The sequence below is a fragment of the Microbacterium sp. NPDC060132 genome, from assembly GCF_042729675.1.
GTDB lineage: Bacteria > Actinomycetota > Actinomycetes > Actinomycetales > Microbacteriaceae > Microbacterium > Microbacterium sufflavum.
On the sequence record NZ_JBHWXU010000001.1, the window covers coordinates 2422994 to 2443382 of the forward strand.

The following is a 20389-nucleotide window of genomic DNA, read 5'->3' on the forward strand; positions in this document are numbered from 1 at the left end:
CCGCGGCGACCGCCGCCGCAGCTGAATGAGTGGGGCCGTGACAGATACCCGAGATCTTTTCGCCGTCGTCCCGCGTTCCTCCTTCGACACCCCCGGCACGAGTCGCGGTCTGATCGATGTGGTGCGCTGGCGGTATCTGCTGTATCTGCTCGTGCGGACCGGCGTCACCACCCGCTACCGCAACTCGGTGCTCGGCTGGACCTGGTCGTACGTGCGACCCGGGGCGCAGTTCCTGGTGTTCTGGGTGGTCCTCGGATTGTTCCTCAGCCTGAACAGGAACATCGAGAGCTACCCCGTCTACCTGTTCTCGGGCATCGTCGTCATCAACCTCTTCTCCGAGGCGTTCAAGAACGCGACGACGTCGATCGTGAACAACGCCCCGCTCGTGCGGAAGGTGTTCCTGCCGCGGCAGCTCTTCGCCGTCTCCGCCGTGCTGGTGGCGTTCATCCACTTCCTCCCGCAGCTGGCCCTGCTGCTGATCGTGTGCCTCTTCCTCGGCTGGATCCCCGGGATCACCGTGCTCTCGGTGCTCGCCGCGCTGGCGGGCATCGTCATCGTCACGCTGTTCGCGCTGGGGCTCGGCCTGTTCTTCGGCGCGATCAACGTGCGGTTCCGTGACGCGGAGAACATCGTCGAACTGCTGCTCCTGCTCGCGACCTGGGCCTCGCCCGTGCTCTACGCGTGGACGATGGTGCAGGAGGCCGTCCGCACGCTCGGCTGGCCGGACTGGATCCTCGAGCTCTACATGCTGAACCCGATCACGCAGGGCGTCGAGCTGTTCCACTACGCCTTCTGGCGTCCGGTCACCGAGACGACCATGCCGCTGCCGCCCGGCCTCGGCTGGAACACGCTGTGGACGTTCCTGATCGCCCTGGGCACGCTGCTGATCGGGCAGCTCGTCTTCCGCCGACTCGAGGGAAGGTTCGCGCAGGACCTATGAGTACCGCCATCGCCCCCCGCCCGAGCATCGTCGTCGACGGTGTGCGGAAGAACTTCACGCTGAACCACGCGCTGTCGCTCAAGGACACCGTGGTCGCCTGGATCCGACGTCGCAAGACCTCCAGTACCTTCGAGGCGCTCAAGGGGCTCGACCTCGTCATCAACGAGGGGGAGTCGGTCGCGATCCTCGGGCTCAACGGCTCGGGCAAGTCCACTCTCCTCAAGCTCATCTCGGGGGTCATGGAACCCGACGCGGGCGAGGTGCTCACGCGCGGCAGGGTCGCGGGTCTCATCGAGGTCGGTGCCGGCTTCCACCCCGAGCTGTCCGGGCGCGAGAACGTGTTCCTCAACGCGGCGATCCTGGGCATGCAGCGCAAGGAGATCGAGGAGCGCTACGACGAGATCGTCGCGTTCAGCGAGATCGAGCAGTTCATCGACCAGGAGGTCAAGCACTACTCCTCCGGCATGTTCATGCGGCTCGCGTTCTCCGTGGCGATCCACGTCGAGCTGGACGTGCTGCTCGTCGACGAGATCCTGTCGGTCGGCGACGCGCCCTTCCGGGAGAAGTGCCGGCAGAAGTTCGGCGAGCTGATCGCGCAGAAGAAGACCCTCGTCGTCGTGAGCCACGACATGGAGATGGTGCGTGAGCTCTGCACCCGAGGCGTGGTGATCAACAAGGGCGAGGTCGTGTACGACGGCGAGATCGAGGGCGCGATCGCGTTGGTCGACGAATGATCGGCGACTGGGTCGCGCAGTCGGGGCTGATCGCCCTGACGCTCCTCGTCTTCTTCGTCCCCGGTCTTCTGCTGGGCGCCGCTCTCCGTCTGCGCGGGTTGACGCTCTGGGCGTCGGCCCCGAGCCTCTCGGTCGGCACGCTCGCGGTGCTGGCCATCGTCTTCCCGTTCCTCGGGGTGCACTGGGGTCTCGCTTCTGTCGGCATCGCGGTCGCGGTCGTCGTGGCGGTGGTGTTCGCGGTGTCGCTGCTGCTTCGTCGCGGTCGCAGCGTGGCCGACGTGCCACGGCGGCAGCCCCGGCACCTCGCGCTCCTGGCCGTCGGCCTCATCGTCGGCGGCGGCCTCAACGCGGCGCGATTGATGGCGTACGTCGGCACCCCGACCGCGATCTCCCAGACGAACGACGCCGTCTTCCACCTGAACGCGCTGCGCTGGGCCGCCGAGTCCGGCACGGTCTCGTCGCTCGACCTCTCCGGCCTGCTGGGCGGATCCACCTTCTATCCCGCGGCCTGGCACGCCATGACCTCCCTGGTGGCTCTGGACATCGGCTCGATCCCGGTCGCGGCCAACATCGTCGCGCTGGTGATCGCCGCGGTGGTGTGGCCGCTGAGCGTGTCGCTGCTCGCCCACGTCGTCAGCCGCGGGGATGCACTGGTCACGGCGCTGGCGGCCGGGTTGTCGGCGGGCCTGATGGCGTTCCCGCAGCTCATGTTCGAGTGGGGTGTCCTGTACCCCTACGCCCTCTCGCTCGCCGTCGTCCCCGCCGCGGTCGCCCTCACGATCGTCGCGGTGCGGTCGTGGCGGGGCGCACGGCGCGGTGAACGCCTTCTGGCCGCTGCGGGTCCGGGCGTCGCCGCGCTCCTGGCGGTGACGGCGGCCACGCTGTCGCAGCCGTCGTCCGTGCTCACGTGGGGTGCGCTGGTGATGCTGTGGTTCTCCGGGAGCCTGCTGCTCGGCATCCGCCGCCCCGGCGCGCGCCCTGTGCTGCGGTGGAGCGTGATCGTGGTCGGCTGGGCCGCGGTGGGCGTCGTGTGGCTCGTCCTGGCCTACCTCGCCGGACCGGTGCTGTGGCGGTCGTACCGCGGCGTGTTCGGCGCGATCGCCGACGTGCTGGTGAACAGCCACTCGCTGCTGCCCGCGGCGTGGGGGATGAGCGTGCTGCTGCTGGCCGGATTGATCGCCGCCGTGCGCGACCGGCGACTGCGGTGGCTGGCGGTGGGATGGGCCGGGTTCTCGCTGCTCTACATCGTGAGCGTCGGCACCGACCTTCCCTTCATCAAGAGGGCCCTCACCGGTCCCTGGTACGGCGACTCCTTCCGGCTCGCGGCGATGGTGCCGATCGTCGTCGTCCCCCTCGCCGCCTTCGGCCTCGCCATGATCGTGCGGATGGTGTCCGCCGCGATCCCGAGGCTCACGGGAGCGCGTCGCGACGCGGTCGCGCTGGTCTCGCTGGCGGTCGTCGCCGTGGTCGGGATCGTCAACGTCGCGCTCTCCCCGGTGGTGCTACTGCGCGTCGCGGACGAGACGGACGAGCAGTCCCGCTACGCGATGAACGCCGACAGCTACCTCTCCGACGACGAGTACCGCCTGCTCACCGAGCTTCCCGACCTCGTGTCGCGGGATTCGCTGATCATCGCGAACCCCTCCACGGGAGCCGGCTTCGCCTACGTGCTCGGGGAGCGCGACATCGTCCCCCGCACGTGGGCGCCGCCGCAGTCCGCCGCGTGGGACGTGATCGCCGCGCACCTGCGTGACGCTGCGGAGGACCCCGCGGTGTGCGAGGCCCTCGCCGCCTACGGCGACCCGGAGTACGTGCTCGACTTCGGCATCGGCGGCACCGGTCCCGGCGAGTACCTCATGCCCGGCATGACCGACTTCGAGGACCGGCCGGGATTCGAGGAGGTCGCCTCGGAGGGTGACGCGAGCCTCTGGCGGATCACCGCCTGCGGCTAATCCTCGGGCTGGCCGTCGTCCGGGGCGGCACGACGCGCGCCGTCCTGCGGGTCCTGCGACGCCTGCAGGAGCGCGAGCTTGCGCGCGAGCAGGGTGAGGCTGCGCTGCTGCGCGGCGTTCTTCCTCGACTGCGTGTAGACGAAGACCATGAAGATGACCACCAGCGCGTACAGCAGCAGGTCGGTGCCGCGCCCGACGCCCACGAGGTTCGCGACCCAGGTGAGCCACTGGGGGAACAGGATCGACACGATCGCCACGAGCACGAAGCCGCCGTACAGGAGACGGCGGATCGCCAGGTGGCTGTCCGCACCGGTCCGGCGCATGAACACGGCGCCGATGGCGATGACGGCCGCGATGAGAAGGATCTGGATCCACATGGCGTTCACCGCACGATCAGGTCGACGAGGATGTTGACGGAGTTGAGCACCGATTGGCCCTTCGATTTGGAGTAGTCGGTGTAGAGGAGCTCCACCGGGTGCTCGATCCACGGCAGCCCCGTGTCGCCGAGCTGCAGCACGATCTCGGTGGCGTGCGCCATCCGGTCCTGCTTGAGCTGCAGGCGCGCGGCGGCGTCGGCGCGGATGACGCGAAGGCCGTTGTGCGCGTCGGTGAGCTTGACGCTCGTGGTCATGTTGGTCACCCACACCGCGGTCTTCAGGATCACGCGCTTCATCCAGCCCGGGTTCGTCCGGTCGTCGAGGAAGCGCGAGCCGAACACGATCGCCGCGCCGCTGGCACGCGCCGCGGCGACCATCGCCACCGCGTCGTCGATGCGGTGCTGGCCGTCGGCATCGAAGGTCACGATGTACTCGCAGCCCGGCTGGGACAGGGCGTACTCGATGCCCGTCTGCAGGGCCGCACCCTGACCGAGGTTGATCGGGTGCTCGACGATGTGGGCTCCGGCGCGTCGTGCCACCTCCAGGGAGCCGTCGGTGGAGCCGTCGTCGATGCACACGATGTTCGGGAAGTGGGGGAGGACCCCCGCGATGACGCCGGCGATGACGCTTGCTTCGTTGTACAGCGGTACGACAACCCAGGTATGCGGGTCGGGAGTGGCTGGGTTGGTCACACCCCTATCCTCTCAGGAAACGCCTGTGCGAGCAGATAGGATGACCGAGTCCCCTTCCCGAGCCGCGAGGAGAATCCCGCATGCCCTCACCGACCGACGTCCGGATCGTCGATTCGGCCGATGTGTCCCCCGAGGCGAAGATCGGAGCAGGGAGCTCGATCTGGCATCTGGCCCAGGTGAGGGAAGACGCGCAGCTCGGCGAGAACTGCATCGTCGGCCGCGGCGCCTACATCGGCACCGGTGTCGTCATGGGCGACAACTGCAAGGTGCAGAACTACGCGCTCGTGTACGAGCCCGCTCGACTCGGCGACGGCGTGTTCATCGGACCGGCCGTCGTGCTCACGAACGACACGTACCCGCGGGCGATCAACGCCGACGGCACGCAGAAGAGCGCGCACGACTGGGAGCCCGTCGGCGTCACGATCGAGCGTGGCGCCTCGATCGGTGCCAGGGCGACCTGCGTCGCGCCCGTGACCATCGGCGCCTGGGCGACGGTGGCGGCCGGGGCCGTCGTGGTGAAGGACGTCCCCTCCTACGCGCTCGTGGCCGGGGTGCCGGCCCGCCGCATCGGCTGGGTGGGCGAAGCGGGCGTTCCCCTCACGCGCGCCGACGACGACAAGACCTGGGTGTGCCCCGCGACCGGCGGACGCTACACCGAGACAGACGGAACACTGACCAAGGAGACCGTGTGAGCGAGTTCATTCCCCCCGCCAAGCCGATCATCGGCGACGAAGAGCGCGAGGCCGTCGATCGGGTGCTGCGCAGCGGCATGGTCGCGCAGGGCCCCGAGGTCGCCGCGTTCGAGCAGGAGTTCTCGGCGCACTTCGTGCCGGGGCGGCCCTCCGTGGCCGTGAACTCCGGCACCGCCGGTCTGCACCTGGGTCTGCTCGCCGCGGGCGTCGGCCCCGGCGACGAGGTCATCGTGCCGTCGTTCACGTTCGCGGCGACGGGCAACTCCGTGGCCCTCACCGGCGGCACCCCGGTGTTCGTCGACATCGAGCCGGAGACCTTCACGCTCGACCCCGAAGCCGTCGCGGCCGCAATCACGCCCAAGACCAAGGGCATCCTCCCGGTGCACCTGTACGGTCACCCCGCCCGCATGCGCGAGCTGGAGGCCCTGGCCGCCGAGCGCGGCGTGGCCCTGTACGAGGACGCCGCGCAGGCGCACGGCGCCTCGCTCGACGGCCGCCCGGTCGGCTCGTTCGGCGACTTCGCGATGTTCAGCCTCTACCCGACCAAGAACATGACCAGCGGCGAAGGCGGCATGGTCACCACGGCCACGGACGAGATCGCCCGTCAGGTCAAGCTCCTGCGCAACCAGGGCATGGAGCGGCAGTACGAGAACGAGATCATCGGCTTCAACGCCCGCATGACCGACATCCACGCCGCGATCGGCCGGGTGCAGCTGCACAAGGTCGACGCCTGGACGAAGACCCGTCAGCAGAACGCGGCCTTCCTGGACGCGAACCTGCGCGGCGTGGTCGTGCCCCCGGTCGCCGACGGTGCCGTGCACGTGTACCACCAGTACACGGTCCGGGTGCCGGAGGACCGCGACGGCTTCGTGGCGGCGCTCAAGAACGAGCACAACGTCGGCGCCGGCGTGTACTACCCGATCCCGAACCACCGGCTGCCCTCGCTCACGCGCTTCGCCCCGGGCCTCGACCTCCCCGAGACCGAGCGTGCCGCCCGCGAGGTCGCCTCGCTGCCGGTGCACCCGTCGCTCAGTCAGGACGACCTCGAGCGCATCGTCACCGCGGTGAACGCCGTCGCGGGGGCAGGCGCCTGATGGCGGCGAATCTGCGCGCCGGACTGCTCGGCGTCGGGATGATGGGCCGCAACCACGCCCGCGTGCTGCGTGACGTGGAGGGCATCGACCTGGTCGCGATCGCCGACCCGGGCGGTGACCCGCACAAGGTCGCGGGCGAGCTCGAGATCCTCCCCGACATCGAGGCGCTCATCGCCGCCGGTATCGACATCGCCGTGGTCGCCGTGCCGACCGCGTTCCACGAGGACGCGGCGCTCAAGCTGGCCGACGCCGGGGTGCACACCCTCGTCGAGAAGCCGATCGCGCACTCGCTCGAGGCGGGGCGCCGGATGACGGACGCCTTCGCCGCCCGGGGCCTGGTCGGAGCCGTCGGCCACGTCGAGCGCTTCAACCCCGCGCTGCAGGAGATGCGACGCCGCCTGGAGGCGGGGGAGCTCGGTGACGTGTACCAGATCGCGACCCGCCGCCAGAGCACGTTCCCCGCCCGCATCGCCGACGTGGGCGTGGCGAAGGACCTCGCGTCCCACGACATCGACCTCACGAGCTGGGTCGCGCAGAGCGAGTACACCACGGTGTTCGCGCAGACCGCGCACAAGAGCGGACGCGACTACGAGGACATGATCACGGTCACCGGCCGGCTGGCCAACGGCGTGATCGTCAACCACCTCGTCAACTGGCTCTCGCCCATGAAGGAGCGCATCACGGTCGTCACCGGCGACCGCGGCACCTTCATCGCCGACACCGCGACCGGCGACCTGACGTTCTACGCCAACGGCACCATCCCGCTCGAGTGGGAGTCGATGCTCGCGTTCCGCGGCGTGTCCGAGGGCGACATCACCCGGTTCTCCTTCGCCAAGCGCGAGCCGCTGCGGGTCGAGCACGAAGCCTTCCGCGACGCCGTCCTCGGCAAGCCGAACGACGTCGTCACGATGGAGCAGGGCCTGCGCACGCTCGAGGTCGTCGAGGGCGCTCTCTCCTCCGCCGCCAACGGCGCATCCGTCGCCCTCTGAACGCGAGAACATGAAACGCATTTGGCCGGTCCTCAAGGATCTCCTCCCGCTGCTGCCGACCGGCGCGCAGCGGTACTTCGTCGGGTACATGATCGCCACGACGCTCATCACCGCACTCGACGTGGTGGCGATGTCGCTGCTGGCCGTGATCATCGGCCCGGCACTGACCGGCGGGGCGCTGCGGCTCCCGCTGATCGGCGAGGTCTCACCCGACATGACGCCGCTTCTGGTGCTCGGCGCCTGCGCGCTCATCATCCTGAAGTCGGTGCTCTCGGTCACGCTGCACTGGTTCGCGACGCGCCGGTTCGCGCGCTACGAGCTCGAGATCGGCGACCGGATGTTCAAGGCGTACATCAACTCCAGCTGGGAGGAGCGCTCGAAGCGCACGGTCGCCGAGATCACGCGCATCGCGGACGGCGGCATCGCGAACACGATGTCGGGCTTCCTGCTGCCGCTCATGCGCGTCCCGAGCTCGATCTTCACGTTCGTGCTGATCATCGTCGTGCTGCTGGTGGTCGACCCGATCACCGCGCTCATCGCCATGGTGTACCTGATCCTCGTGGCGCTCATCGTGCACCAGGTGGTGACGAAGCGCTCGCTGGAGGCCGCCACCGTCAACCGCAACTACAGCTACCGCGTCGCGATCCTGATGACCGAGATGATGGAAGCGCTGAAGGAGCTCAGCCTCCGCAACCGGCTCGCCGACGTCGCACAGCTGGTGACGGACAGCCGCCACCACTCGGTCCGCGCCAGGGCGAACGCGTCGTTCCTCGGTGTCGTCCCGTCGTTCGCGTTCGAGTCCGCCCTCATCGGCGGCGTCGTGATCATCGGCGGCGTCTCGTACTGGCAGGGCGGTCTGGCGGCCGCGTTGTCGTCCGTCGCACTGTTCACCGCGACCGGCTTCCGCCTGATCCCGGCGATCAGCGGCATCCAGGGCGGCATCGTGCAGGGTGTCGCGAGCATCCCCTCGGCACAGGACGTCATCGGTGACCTCACCGCCGCGGAGAAGGACATGGAGGTGTCGCAGACGCCCGCCGACACCGCGGAGCTGGCGGAGAACCCTCGGCTGCTCAGCCTGTCGGACGTGCACTTCCGGTACCCGGGAGCCGACGAGGACGTCATCCGCGGGCTCTCGCTCGACATCCCCCTCGGCAGCTCGCTGGGCATCGTCGGGCCGTCCGGAGCCGGCAAGTCGACGCTGATCGACCTGCTCCTCGGCCTCAGCCAGGCCACGACCGGCGACATCGAGATCGACGGGCACCCGCTCTCGAGCGTGCTCCGTCAGTGGCGCGGGCGCGTCGGCTACGTGCCGCAGCGGGTGGCGCTGTTCGACGCCTCGATCGCGCAGAACGTCGCCCTGACCTGGACGGATGAGATCGACCGGGACCGCGTGGAGTACGCCCTGGAACGCGCGCAGCTCAGCTCGCTCGTCGCGTCGCGGGCGAACGGCATCGACGAGCGCATCGGCGAGCGGGGCGTGTCCCTGTCCGGCGGTCAGCAGCAGCGTCTGGGCATCGCCCGCGCGCTGTACACCGATCCGCTGGTGCTGGTGCTCGACGAGGCCACGAGCTCTCTCGACACGAAGACCGAGGACGAGGTCACCAAGGCGATCCGGTCGCTGCAGGGCGAGGTCACGCTGATCTCGGTGGCGCACCGCCTGTCGACCATCAAGGACTACGACCGGATCTGCTACATGGACGAGGGCGTGATCGCCGCGCAGGGCACCTTCGTGGAGGTCGCCTCCTCGCTGCCCGCGTTCGCCGAGCAGGTGCTGCTGGCCGGACTCTCCGGAGAGCTCGAGCGCCGGGCGTGACTCCGCCGCCCGACCGGGTCGGTCAGACGATCCGGTCGGTGCGGTTCGCGGCGTAGAACAGCCGCGCCATCGCCTGCGGGTGCAGGGAGAACAGCGGGTTGGGCGTGAGCAGCGCCCCCAGTGACCGCTGGTTCCAGCGGTCGTTCGCGAGGATGCGGATCCGCTCCACGTCGGGCGCCGCCGAGAAGGTCTCGTCGATGATGCGATGGTCGACCCGCGACAGCAGCCGCAGGGCCCCGGGCGCCAGGGCCACGAGTCGGTCCAGGGTCTCCCGCAGCTCGGCCTGGTGCGTGACCAGCTCCGGCGTCGTCGTCGCACGGACGCCGATCGCGCTGAGGAACTGGATGCGCAGCAGCTTGACGACCGCTGCGGTGCGGGCGCGGCGGCCGAGGGCGCGGAACCAGGGCGCGGCTTCGAGGCCGTCGAGGAAGGCGAAGTCCTCGCGCACCGGGCGTGCCGTGAACGTGACGCGGTCGCCCTCGTCCTCGTGCCCGACGTACGCGGGACCGTCGATGTCGACGGCGAGGTCGCGCCCGCGGAACCACAGCTCTCCGGTCAGGGCGATGTCCTCTCCGGACGACAGGCCCTCGGTGAAGCGCAGATGGCCGAACCGTTCGCGGTCGATGAGGCCGAGCGGCGCGCTGCGGTAGGAGAGGCGGTCCTTCGCGGCGTCGAGCCGCCGCGATCGACGTCCGTTCCGCACGGGAGGAAGCGGGTTGTTGTGGCGCCCGACGAGCGTGATCTTCGGGATCACCGCGCTCGCCCCGGTCTCGCGCTGGATGCGCAGCCAGGAGTCCAGCGCGCCGGGCGCGAACTCGTCGTCGGAGCCGAGCAGCGCGATGAACGGGGCGGTGGACGACGCGAAGCCGAGGTTCATCGGTCCGGCCGGCGAGCGGATGCCGTCCTGCAGCTCGAGCAGGACCACGCGCTCGTCCCCCGCGTACTCGCCGAGGTTGCCGCGGATCACGGCGGGGTCGATGTTGTGCGCGACCACCAGCACGCGCACCGGAGCGGCGGTGGCGTCGAGCACCGAGGCCACCGCACGACGGATCGGTCGGGTGGCGGAGTGGACGGCGATCGTGACGTCGACCAGGGGCGACGCGGTCACAGCTGCCCCACCCGCTGCGATCGGGCGCCCGCGGCGAGCGTGCGGAAGGGGGCGTGCCGGTGCAGCGCCAGGAATGGGTTCCGGGGGAGCTGAGCGGCGGGGGAGAGATAGATCCACCGACGACCGAGCAGCGCGCGAGTGCGCTCGGGATCGGGCGCCCCGCGGCGCAGCTCGTCCATGACCCGGCGGTCGGCGATCGACAGCACCGACAGCACTCCGGGGGCCCAGGCGCTGACGCGGTCGACCACGGCGAGGAGCTCGGCGGCGACCGCGGCGATGCCCGGGGTCTCCAGGCGCGCGGCCACGGCGTCGAAGAAGTGGATGCGGAGCAGCTTGACGGCCAGGGCGCGGCGGTCGGCGGTTGAGGCGGCCGCGAACCAGTCCGCCTCCTCGATCACGCGGAGGAACGCGAAGTCGGCCGCCACGTCGCGCGGAGCGGAGGTGACGCGGTCGTCCGCGTCGTCGTGGCCCACGTACGGGGGACCGTAGAGGTCGTAGGCGATGCTCGTCGCCGTGATCCACAGCTCGGAGGTGTACGGCAGGTCCTCGCCGGACGTGAGGCCCTCGGTGAAGCGCAGGTCGCCGAAGCGCTCGCGGTCGATGAGGCCGAGGGGCGCGCTGCGGTAGTGCAGGCGGTCGCGGTCGGCGCTCAGGCCGGTCGTGCGGCGTCCGCGGCGCACGGGCGGGTACGGGTCGGGGCCTCCGGTCACCAGGCGGATGCGACCGATCACGACGTCGGCATCCGTCGCGCGCTGCAGCGCCAGCCACGAGTCGATCGCGCCAGGGGCGAACTCGTCGTCGGAGCCGAGCAGGGTGTGGAAGCGTGCCGTCGCCGCCGCCATCCCGAGGTTCATCGGGCCGGCGGGCGACGGGATGCCGTCGCGGAGGGAGAGCAGCCGGACGGCCGGGTGTTCCGACCAGGTGCCGAGGTTCGTGCGGATGATCTCCTGGTCGATGTTGTGTGCCACCACGTTCACGCGCACCGGAGCGGTCGTGCCTTCGATGACCGAGGCGACGGCGCGCGCGATGGGCCGGGTGGCGGAGTGGACGGCGATCGTGACGTCGACAAGTGGGGATTCCATACCGGATCGATGCTACCGCGGAGGCCTACGCCATCATGTCGCGCAGGGTCCGGTACGGGGCGTGCCGGTGCAGGGCGAGGAACGGGTTCGCCGTGAGCCGCGCATCGAGCCCGCCGCCCCAGCGGGCCGAGAGGAGGGCGCGGATCCGGTCGGCCGACGGCGCGCTCGTCTCGAGCTCGCGGAGCACCTTCCGGTCCGCGCGGCACAGCAGCGCGGTCGCGCCAGGGGACATCCGCTCGATCGCCGCGGCGGTGTCGAGCAGCTCGGCGCGGTAGGCGGCGATCCCGCCCGGGGCGTCCAGCCGGGAGGCGACGGCATCCATGAGGTGCACGCGGAGGTTCTTCACGCCGAACCCCCGGCGCGCCGAGCGCGAGGCAGCCCGGTACCAGGGCTTGGCGGCGACGATGTCGAGGAACGCGAAGTCGGCCGACAGGGGTCGGACGGTGCGGGTCACACGGTCGACCGCATCGTCGTGGCCGACGTACGCCGGGCCCGTACGGTCGTAGGCGATGTGCGCGCCGGTGAACCACAGCTCCGCGGTGAACTCGAGGTCCTCGCCGGACTCGAGGCCCGGGGTGAAGCGCAGGTCGGGGAAGCGCGTCCGGTCGATGAGGCCGAGCGGCATGCAGCGGTAGCTGAGGCGGTCCTTATCGACGTCGAGCTCCCGCACCCGTCCGCGACGTCGCGGCGGTGTCGGCTCTGCCGCCTCGTCCACGCGCACGCGCGGGATGACGGTGGTCGCGCCGGTCGAGCGGGCGACCGCGAGCCAGGAGTCGAGTGCCCCCGGCTCCAGCTCGTCGTCCGAGCCCATGACCGAGAAGTACGGCGCCTCGGCCAGCGCGATGCCGTGGTTCATCGGCCCGGCGGGGGAGGGGATGCCGTCCTGCAGGGACACGACGCGCACCTCGGGCCGCGTGCCCAGGTCGCCGAGGTTGGCGGAGATCGCCTCGGGATCGGTGTTGTGCGCGACCACGGTGACCCGCACGGCGGCGGTCGTGTCGAGCACGGAGGAGACCGCGCGGCGGATGGGACGAGCGGGCGTGTGCACGGGGATGACCACGTCCACGTCGGGCGACGGCATGTCGTCGATCCTATCGCGGGCGTTGCGGACGGACGGGGCGCGGGGGTCGGCACTGTATCCTTTCCGGAGCCCTGTCCTCGATCAGAGAGTCTCGTCGCGTGCACTCCGCCTCCACCCTCGCTCAGCCCACGCAGCGGCTGGACTCGCTCACCGGGCTGCGCTGGTGGGCAGCGTTCGCGGTCTTCCTGTACCACATGAATGTGTTCGCACCTCTGCCGGGTTCGGTGCAGTCGGTGCTGCTGAACGGCTATCTCGGCGTGACGTTCTTCTTCGTGCTCTCCGGTTTCGTGCTCACGTGGTCGGCGCGGCCGAACGTGCCCACCTCGACGTTCTACTGGCGTCGCTTCGCACGCATCTGGCCATCGCACATGGTGGCGCTCCTGATCGCGATCCCCGTGTTCTACACGTTGGCGCCGGTTCCGGAGGGGAGCTTTCTGAAGCCGTTCGACCTCGGCATCCTCCTGCTGTCGGTCGTCGTGATCCAGGCCTGGTGGTCCAACCCCGCCATCCTCTTCTCCGGCAACCCGGCCGCGTGGACGCTCACCTGCGAGGCCTTCTTCTATGCGCTGCACCCGTGGATCTCCCGGGTCCTGGTGCCGATGGCCAAGCGCGGGGCGCTGCTGCTGGCGGTCGGTGTCGTCGCCTACGCGTTCGTGTACCGCGCGGTGGTCCTGTTCGCCCCGGACCTCGGACTCGCCGCGCTCCCGGTGCCCGTGCAGCGGCTTCCGGAGTTCGTGCTGGGCATGGCGCTCGCGTGGGCGATCCGCTCCGGCTGGCGACCGCGCATCCACCCGCTCATCGGCGTCGCCGCTCCCGTGGCGGTGATTCTGGCGCACTACGCTTCCGGGCGGTTCATCCCGACCTGGAGCGTGACCCCGGCGATCAGTGGCATGCTCAACGAGCTGTTCACGGTCGCGTGCGGCATCGCGATCGTCTCGCTCGCCGTGCATGCACTGCGCGGCGGACGGCTGTGGTTCGCGTCGAAGTGGCAGGTGCGGCTGGGTGAGTGGTCCTTCGCCTTCTACCTCGTGCACGCGACGTTCATCTACGTGGCGCTGCGCGTCTTCGGCTACCAGCCCGCGTCGTGGAGCAACCTGCTCTGGTTCGCCGCCCTGTTCGTGGTCGACCTGGTGGCCGCATGGGCCCTCCACACGTTCGTCGAGCGCACGCTGGAGAAGCGCATGCGCCGCTGGAAGGACGACCGGGACGCGCGCCGCCGCACGCGAGAGGCGGTCGCGTCAGCCTGAGGCGCGGATCCAGCCGTCGAGCAGGACCGCGGCGCTCCGGCGCCCGGAGTGCACGGCCTCGACGAACACCGGCCCCGCCGCGGCCGCGGCGGCCGCTGCCTCACGGTCGGAGATCAGTCGGGCGACCACCTCGCCGAGGGTGTCCGGCGTGGCCTCGACGATCGGCAGCGGCAGTCCCACCTCCGCCTCGATGGCGCGGCGTACGTCGGGCAGCACGTGTCCGACCACCACGCGACCCGTCGCCATGGCCTCGCAGGCCGCGACTCCGTAGGAGCCGGCGCGGAACTGGTCGAGCACGATGTCGGCGTCGCTCAGCACCTCGGGCATCCGGTCGGCGGCGACGCCGGTCACGAGCTCGTACTCGATGTCACCGCTCGCGATGAGGGAGGCGAGGGCGGGCTCGATCAGGTGACTGCCCTTCTGCACGACGGAGGTGGAGGAGTGGATCACCCGCACCCGGTCGCGGTCCATGGCGGGGCGCCGCGCCCGGAACCGCGCGGTGTCGACGACCACGGGACACCACGTCGCCCACGGAACATCGTGCAGCAGGTCGGGTGTGGACACGAACGTCGGGCGACGCAGCTCCGTCAGCAGTGCGAGGTTGGCGTCCGCATCGGCCTGCAGCACGGCGGTGCGCGGATCGTCGGGGTACGGCGACCACGGGGTGCGCAGCGCATGGTCGCGGGGGCTGCGGATGTCGGTGCCGTGGCACAGGTACGCGACGGACACCCCCGCCTCCTCCAGCGCCGCGACCTCCGCGCGGACCTGCCGGTCGAACAGGCGGCCGAACAGCGGGCGCTCCGCCTCGATCAGCACGTGCGAGAACCGGCTGACGGCCTCCCACTCCGACTGCTGCCACTCGGTGGACGAGGTGGAGGAGATCGGGACCGGGACGTCCGCGGGGAAGGAGAGCCCGCCGGGCAAGACCTCCTCCATGTTGCGGGCGGCGATCTCCGGGTCCGCCTGCTCCAGGGCGCGCGCCCAGCGATACCCCTGGCCCGAGTAGTTCGTCGGGCCGATGAAGACCCGCACCCCGGCATCCGGCACGTCGGCCACCGGGGCGTCGCCGCCGCCGAGCGCGCGATGCGCCAGCCGACCGATCAGGCCGTCCGGGTCGCGCGCCGCCGAGTCGAGGGCGCGGTTGACCCAGCGGGGCAGTCGGGAGCGGTGCCGGATGATCCAGCCGGCGATCGCGTTCAGCCGCGCGCGCATTTCAGCGTCCGTCCCTCGTCTGGCCGACCGACTCGATCACGTCGACGACGCGGCCGGCGACCGCGGCCATCGAGTGCCGTTCCGCCGTCCAGTCGGCGACGCTCCGCCGCTCCGCCGCGCTCAGCGGGCGGGCCGCGAGGGCGGCCATGGCCACCGCGACCGACTCGGCGGCGTAGCCGCTGACGATGCCGCCGCGCACCTCCAGGTTCGCCTGGTCGAGGTAGGCGCCGGTGGGTCCGTTCGGCGGACCGGCGAAGATGACGGGGCATCCGGCGGCCATCGACGAGTACGCCTTCGTGGCGAACGCGTACTCGTAGCCGGTGCCGGGGCGCTGGGTGGCGATGGTCGCGACGGCGCGGTGCAGATGCGGGACCAGCTCGCTGCTGGGCATGGTCTCGACGAACTCCACGGAGTCGGCGACCCCGAGCTCGCGGGCCCGCTGCTCCAGGAAGGCGCGCTCGCTGCCGTTGCCGATGAAGCGCAGGGTGTACCCGGGGGTGCTGCGGCTGAACGCGGCGAACCCGTCGACGGCGATGTCGGCGCCGTGCCAGTGCGAGTAGGTGCCGGCGTACAGGAACACGGGTTCGGTCGGCGCCTCCGCCTCGGCGTCGGCCGGGGGGAGGAAGGCACCGGTGTCCGCCCCGAACCCGGTCACGACGGCCGGTCGGTCCACGCCGAGCGCGGCGATCCGGTCGAGCACGCCCTGGGAGATCGTGACGATGCGCCGCGCTCCCCGCATCGCGAAACGCTCGGTCGCGCGCAGCACGCGGATCACCAGGCGCGACGAGGTCACCTGCTCCGCGGCATCGGACCAGACGTCGGCGGCGTCGTACACGTAGGGGATGCGCCGCAGCGCGCACACGAGCCGCACCACGAACCCCGTGGTGGGCGGCGGCTCCATGAACACCACGTCGGGGCGCCGCAGGAACAGGAGTCGGAAGAACAGCGGCACGTCGAAGCTGGCGTACGGGAGGTAGCCGCGCACGTAGCCGCTGCGGTCGCGCAGCACCGGGGCCATGCGCACGTCTTCGACGGGTGTCCCCTCGTCGAGGCCGTGCGGCGGACGCACGGTGAGCACGGTGACGCGGTGCCCGCGGGCGACCGCCTCGTCGGCGACGGCGCCGAGGAACGACGACGCGGCCGAGGGCTCGGGGCGGTAGATGCGCGAGACGATCGCGAGGCGCATGCTCATGCTCATGCGGAGAGGAAGTGCGTCATCAGCTGCGCGCGGGAGAAGTCGCCGTTGTGCACGCGTCGGACGAACTCCCTCCCGGTCGCGGCGATCGCGCGGTAGTGGTCCCGTCGCACGGCGATGTCGCGCAGCATGTGTTCGAGTGTGTCCGGGGTGGTCTCCGGGATCGGCAGGGTCATGCCCGCGTGCCCCTCCACCTCGCGCCGGGCCTGCTCCGTGACGTGGGCCAGCACCACCCGCCCGGCGGTCATGCTCTCGCACGCCGCGACACCGTAGTCGCCGACCCGGAACTGGTCGAGCACGACGTCGGCGGACGCGACCACGGCCGGCATCTCGTGGTTGGGGACGCGGTCCAGCTGGATGAACTCGATGAGCCCCTCGTCGTGCAGCTTCTGCGCTACGGGGACGATGAGCGGCGTGCCCTTGACGTGCGCGTTGGTGGGCGCGTGGATGACGCGGATGCGCTCGCGCTCCAGGAGCGGCTCGTCGTTGATCCACTGCTCCTGGTCGATCACCACGCCGAGGAAGTGCGCGCGGGGAAGGTCGACGAGCAGGCCGGCGGTCGAGACGAACGTGGGCACGTCGAGGTCGGCGATCGCCGCGAGGTTGTCGGCCACGGCCTTCTCCGCGAGGTCGAAGGGCACCCAGTCCTCGCTGTCGACGAACAGCGACCACGGCGTCGACTCCAGGTGGGTCGACGGCAGTCGCACGTCGGTGCCGTGTCCGACGATGCCCACGCGCACACCGCGCTCCTGCAGCAGTGCGGTCTGACGGCGCAGGTCGCCGGAGAACATCCCGCCGAGGATGGGGAAGCACGCCTCGATGAGCACGTGCGTGTAGTTCGTCGCGATCGCATCGAGCATCGAGCGCTGCCATGCGCGGGAGTGCTCCGCGGTGCGCCAGGTCACGGTGTAGTCGGCGGGGTACTGCAGGAGGTTGTTGCCCGCGTGCACGTAGTTGACCGCGGACACCTCACCCGTCGACTCGGCCGCGCGCGACCACCGGTACCCCTGGCCGGCGTAGTTCACCGGTCCCACCAGCATCCGGATCGGACGGGAGAGGTCGGGCAGCGGCGGCGGGGGCGGGGTCACGCCCTTCGCCCGGTCGACGGTCGACGCGATCGCGTCCTGCACCGGCTTCGGGACGAGCTTCCAGGCGGCTTCAACGCGGGGATGCATCGGTGTCCTCCTCGTGCGGATCAGGGGCGGTGGCATGCAGCCAGGCTTCGTCGAGCACGGCGGCGGAGCGACGGCCGTCGTGGACGGCGCGGACGAACGTGTCGCCGGTGGCGCGGAGGGCGTCGAGGCCGTCGTGTGCGGCGAGCTCGCGCAGGACGCCCTCGATCGTGTCGGGCGTGGCCTCGACGATGGGCGGCTCCAGCCCGGTCTCCTCACGGACGGTCGCGCGCACCCGCTCGCTCAGGTGCCCGACGACGACGCAGCCGGACGCGAGGGCCTCGCACGCCGCCACGCCGTAGGAGCCGATGCGCAGCTGATCGATCACCACGTCGGCCGCGGCGAAGCGGTCGGGCATCTGCGCGGTCGGCACGCCCTGGATCAGATCGAGCTCGATGACCCCCTCCGCCTGCAGCCGCTCGAGCGTGTCGCGGATGAGGTGCGTGCCCTTGATCACGGACACCGACGGGGCGTGGGCGACCCGGAGACGCGCGCCGGGCGTGCGCGCCGTGCGCGGTCGCTCCCAGCGGGCGACGTCGACGGCCACCGGGAGCCACCGTGCGGTGGGGAGGTCTTCGCGCAGGTCGGGGGTGGAGACGAACACGGGGCGTCCGCTGCTCTCCAGGAGTGCGATGTTGCGCGCAGCGACCACCTCGTCCCGCGCGGCGTAGACCTCGGGGTCGGCGTAGTGCGACCACGGGTGGTCGCGCATGTGCCGCGACGGCAGCCGCACGTCGGTGCCGTGGGCGAGGTAGGCCACGTCCACGCCGCGCGTGCCGAGCGCTGCCGCCTGCGCGGCCACCGAGCGACCGAGGAGGCGACCGAAGGGTGGCTCCTCCGCCTCGATCAGCACGTGCGTGGCCGCGGTCGCCGCGGCGAACTGGTCACGCTGCCACGCGGTGTCGTTGTGGTAGGTCGGGATCGGCACGAGCAGGTCGGACGGGTAGTCGAAGCCGCCGGGGACCTCGATGGCCATGGTGCGCGCCGAGATGCGCGGCGAGCGGCGCTCCAGGGCCCTGCTCCACGCGAACGCCTGGCCGGAGTAGTTGACCGGCGCGATGAGGACGCGGACGGGTCGGTCGTCGAACGTGGTCGTGCCGACGGCTCCGGGGACGGGCTTCCCGTAGCGGCGGGCGGCGATCCGCCCGAGGGGGCTGGTGGGGGAGTCGGCGATGCGGTCGATCGTGGCGTTGACCCACCGGGGGAGTCTGTTCCGGTTCACGTCGTGCGTGCATTCTCCGGGGGACAGGAACTCATCCCGTCAGTATACCGAGGGGGCGCAACGGCGGTCCGACGGCGGGCGACTATCATGGGCGGGGTTGCCGCGGTCCCGTTCCGGTGGACCGGGACCGAATGGAACGGTGGGATCGATGGCCTCGTCAGAGCCGGGCAAGAAGGGCTTCTCGCTCAAGGACTATGCGGAGACGCTTCACGCCTATCTCGACGACGGGTACGCCGTCACGAGCTTCGACAAGTACCTCGATGCCCCGCAGGAGAAGCACCTCATCCTCCGGCACGACATCGACAACAGCATCGAGCAGGCCATGCGCGTCGCGCGGGTCGACGCGGAGGCCGGGTGCTCGTCGAGCATCTTCCTGCGCGTGCACGCCCGCGGCTACAGCCTGATGAGTCTGCCGTCGCTCATGATGATCCGCGAGATGGAGGAGCTGGGTCACGAGGTCCAGCTGCACCTCGAGGGCGGCATCGGCGAGGTGCTCGGCGGTGACAACTTCGAGTGGGCCGAGCGTCAGCGCACGGTCTTCGAGACGGCGGTCGGCCGACCGGTCGGCGGGTTCAGCCTGCACGAGCCGGCGCGACTGGGCGGATTCGAGTTCGCGGCGGAGCTCCTCGACCGCTGGTCCGACACGGTGCGCTACCACGCCTACGAGCCGCGGTTCATGATGCCGAACATGAAGTACCTGAGCGACAGCAGCGGCAACTGGCGTGAGGGCCACTTCGCCGAGTGGGTCGGCAAGGTGCCCGTGGTGCAGGTGCTCACCCACCCGTTCTGGTGGTTCGAGAAGGTTCCGGCCGAGAACTACTGATCCGGCCGGAACGACGGAGTCCGCAGCCGGCCGCCCCGGCTCAGCGCTTGTTGTCGCCGAGCCGACGGGCGGGGTTGCCGATGCGGATCTCGTCGTCGGGCACCGACTTCACCGCGACCGCACCGATGCCGAGCAGGGAGTTGCGGCCGAGCGTGACGCCCTGGATGACGGAGGCGTTGGGGCCGATCCAGGCGTCGTCCTCGATCACGACGCTGCCGGAGATCTCCGCGCAGGCCGTGATGATCACGTTGCGGCCGATTCGGCAGTTGTGGGCCACGTGCACATGGTCGTCGATCTTGGTGTGATCGCCGACGCGCGTCGGGGCGATGGTGCCGGAGCAGACCGTGGTGAAGTTGCCGACCTCGACGTGGTCCTCGATGACGACCGAGCCGAGGTGCGGGATGCGGATGTTGTCGCCGTCGGCGTCGCGCTCCATGCCGAAGCCCTCCTCGCCGATCACGGCGTGGCTCTTGATGAGAGCGTGCGCCCCGATGCGGACGTCGTGCCCGATCACCACGTGATCGCGGATCTCGGCGCCGTCGGCGATCACGGCGCCGGCACGGACGACGGTGTACTCCCCGATGTGGGCGCCGGGGTGCACCTCGGCGGTCGGGTCGACGCGAGCGGTCGGTGCGATCCCGGGAACGGGCTTGCGGGCGAAGTGCTCGGCGACGGCCAGGGCGAAGGCGGCGCGCGGGTTCTCCACCAGCACCGCCGTCCCCGAGCGGGCGTCGTCGGGGAGGGTGGCGGGGGCGAGGAGCACGGCTCCGGCCTCCAGCGCCTTCGCGGCAGCGGCCGCCGCCGCGACCGGATCGACCACGAACGTCAGGTCTCCCTCGCCGGCCTCGCCGAGCGGGGCGAGACCCGTGACGGAGCGATCCGTGCCGACGAGTTCGCCCGACAGCTGCTGGGCGAGGGCGGAGGCGGTGACGTGGGGCGCGTTCATGCTCCGACCCTACTGCGA

At 70.8% G+C, this 20389-nt stretch carries 19 protein-coding genes; 9 read left to right on the forward strand and 10 right to left on the reverse strand.

Annotated elements, in window-relative coordinates; genetic code table 11:
• Positions 1-25: 25 nt before the first annotated feature.
• From ACFWCH_RS11715 to ACFWCH_RS11725, 3 genes are read left to right on the forward strand one after another with little or no spacing between them, the layout of a single operon-like run.
• The gene (locus tag ACFWCH_RS11715) at positions 26-940 is read left to right on the forward strand and encodes an ABC transporter permease (RefSeq protein ID WP_136029929.1); all 915 of its coding nucleotides are present in this window, start codon (positions 26-28) and stop codon (positions 938-940) included.
• Positions 937-1674 carry an ABC transporter ATP-binding protein gene (locus ACFWCH_RS11720; RefSeq protein WP_136029927.1) on the forward strand — a complete coding sequence of 246 codons (738 nt, stop codon included), beginning with the start codon at positions 937-939 and terminating at the stop codon, positions 1672-1674. The genes ACFWCH_RS11715 and ACFWCH_RS11720 overlap by 4 nt, the downstream gene beginning before the upstream one ends.
• Complete coding sequence (locus tag ACFWCH_RS11725) at positions 1671-3626, forward strand: DUF6541 family protein (protein WP_378803572.1); 1956 nt, start codon at positions 1671-1673, stop codon at positions 3624-3626. The genes ACFWCH_RS11720 and ACFWCH_RS11725 overlap by 4 nt, the downstream gene beginning before the upstream one ends.
• Here the strand turns inward: ACFWCH_RS11725 and ACFWCH_RS11730 are convergent.
• Positions 3623-4003, reverse strand: coding sequence for a DUF2304 domain-containing protein (locus ACFWCH_RS11730; RefSeq protein ID WP_136029923.1), 381 nt, complete (start codon positions 4001-4003; stop codon positions 3623-3625). The genes ACFWCH_RS11725 and ACFWCH_RS11730 overlap by 4 nt on opposite strands.
• 5 nt (positions 4004-4008) lie before the next feature.
• Positions 4009-4695 (reverse strand): glycosyltransferase family 2 protein, encoded by a 687-nt coding sequence (locus ACFWCH_RS11735; protein WP_136029921.1) that lies wholly within the window; start codon positions 4693-4695, stop codon positions 4009-4011.
• Positions 4696-4775: 80 nt separating this feature from the next.
• Here ACFWCH_RS11735 and ACFWCH_RS11740 point away from each other — a divergent pair, with 80 nt between their 5' ends.
• From ACFWCH_RS11740 to ACFWCH_RS11755, 4 genes are read left to right on the forward strand one after another with little or no spacing between them, the layout of a single operon-like run.
• Complete coding sequence (locus tag ACFWCH_RS11740) at positions 4776-5387, forward strand: acyltransferase (RefSeq protein ID WP_136029919.1); 612 nt, start codon at positions 4776-4778, stop codon at positions 5385-5387.
• On the forward strand, positions 5384-6481 hold the full coding sequence (locus ACFWCH_RS11745; protein WP_136029917.1) for a DegT/DnrJ/EryC1/StrS aminotransferase family protein: 1098 nt from the start codon (positions 5384-5386) through the stop codon (positions 6479-6481). The genes ACFWCH_RS11740 and ACFWCH_RS11745 overlap by 4 nt, the downstream gene beginning before the upstream one ends.
• The gene (locus tag ACFWCH_RS11750) at positions 6481-7470 is read left to right on the forward strand and encodes a Gfo/Idh/MocA family protein (RefSeq protein ID WP_136029915.1); all 990 of its coding nucleotides are present in this window, start codon (positions 6481-6483) and stop codon (positions 7468-7470) included. Before ACFWCH_RS11745 ends, ACFWCH_RS11750 begins: the two co-directional genes overlap by 1 nt.
• 10 nt (positions 7471-7480) lie before the next feature.
• Positions 7481-9283, forward strand: coding sequence for an ABC transporter ATP-binding protein (locus tag ACFWCH_RS11755; protein WP_136029914.1), 1803 nt, complete (start codon positions 7481-7483; stop codon positions 9281-9283).
• A gap of 22 nt (positions 9284-9305) precedes the next feature.
• On the opposite strand, the gene ACFWCH_RS11760 is transcribed toward ACFWCH_RS11755, so the two are convergent.
• Genes ACFWCH_RS11760 through ACFWCH_RS11770 form a run of 3 tightly spaced genes read right to left on the reverse strand, consistent with a single transcriptional unit; the run spans position 9306 to position 12554 of the window.
• Positions 9306-10391, reverse strand: coding sequence for a glycosyltransferase (locus ACFWCH_RS11760; RefSeq protein WP_136029913.1), 1086 nt, complete (start codon positions 10389-10391; stop codon positions 9306-9308).
• Positions 10388-11473, reverse strand: coding sequence for a glycosyltransferase (locus ACFWCH_RS11765; RefSeq protein WP_136029911.1), 1086 nt, complete (start codon positions 11471-11473; stop codon positions 10388-10390). The genes ACFWCH_RS11760 and ACFWCH_RS11765 overlap by 4 nt, the downstream gene beginning before the upstream one ends.
• A 25-nt stretch (positions 11474-11498) precedes the next feature.
• Entirely contained in the window at positions 11499-12554 is a 1056-nt protein-coding gene (locus ACFWCH_RS11770; protein WP_136046079.1) for a glycosyltransferase family 2 protein, read from the reverse strand.
• Positions 12555-12652: 98 nt separating this feature from the next.
• On the opposite strand from ACFWCH_RS11770, the gene ACFWCH_RS11775 reads away from it, so the two are divergent.
• Positions 12653-13801 (forward strand): acyltransferase, encoded by a 1149-nt coding sequence (locus tag ACFWCH_RS11775; RefSeq protein WP_136029907.1) that lies wholly within the window; start codon positions 12653-12655, stop codon positions 13799-13801.
• Here the strand turns inward: ACFWCH_RS11775 and ACFWCH_RS11780 are convergent.
• The 4 genes from ACFWCH_RS11780 to ACFWCH_RS11795 are packed head-to-tail and all read right to left on the reverse strand — an operon-like array spanning position 13793 to position 18602.
• Positions 13793-15013, reverse strand: a complete 1221-nt coding sequence (locus ACFWCH_RS11780) for a hypothetical protein (protein WP_378803573.1) — start codon at positions 15011-15013, stop codon at positions 13793-13795. The two genes, ACFWCH_RS11775 and ACFWCH_RS11780, sit on opposite strands and share 9 nt — an antisense overlap.
• Position 15014: 1 nt before the next feature.
• A complete protein-coding gene (locus tag ACFWCH_RS11785; RefSeq protein ID WP_168442798.1) occupies positions 15015-16211 on the reverse strand; it encodes a glycosyltransferase in 1197 nt (398 codons plus the stop codon).
• The gene (locus ACFWCH_RS11790; protein ID WP_247638597.1) at positions 16208-17383 is read right to left on the reverse strand and encodes a hypothetical protein; all 1176 of its coding nucleotides are present in this window, start codon (positions 17381-17383) and stop codon (positions 16208-16210) included. The genes ACFWCH_RS11785 and ACFWCH_RS11790 overlap by 4 nt, the downstream gene beginning before the upstream one ends.
• A complete protein-coding gene (locus tag ACFWCH_RS11795) occupies positions 17367-18602 on the reverse strand; it encodes a hypothetical protein (RefSeq protein WP_247638598.1) in 1236 nt (411 codons plus the stop codon). Before ACFWCH_RS11795 ends, ACFWCH_RS11790 begins: the two co-directional genes overlap by 17 nt.
• 148 nt (positions 18603-18750) lie before the next feature.
• Between ACFWCH_RS11795 and ACFWCH_RS11800 the strand changes: the two genes are divergently transcribed.
• A complete protein-coding gene (locus ACFWCH_RS11800; protein ID WP_136029897.1) occupies positions 18751-19425 on the forward strand; it encodes a GCN5 family acetyltransferase in 675 nt (224 codons plus the stop codon).
• 40 nt (positions 19426-19465) lie between these two features.
• Here ACFWCH_RS11800 and ACFWCH_RS11805 read toward each other — a convergent pair whose 3' ends face one another.
• Positions 19466-20371, reverse strand: a complete 906-nt coding sequence (locus tag ACFWCH_RS11805; RefSeq protein ID WP_136046075.1) for an LpxD N-terminal domain-containing protein — start codon at positions 20369-20371, stop codon at positions 19466-19468.
• Positions 20372-20389 lie beyond the last annotated feature (18 nt).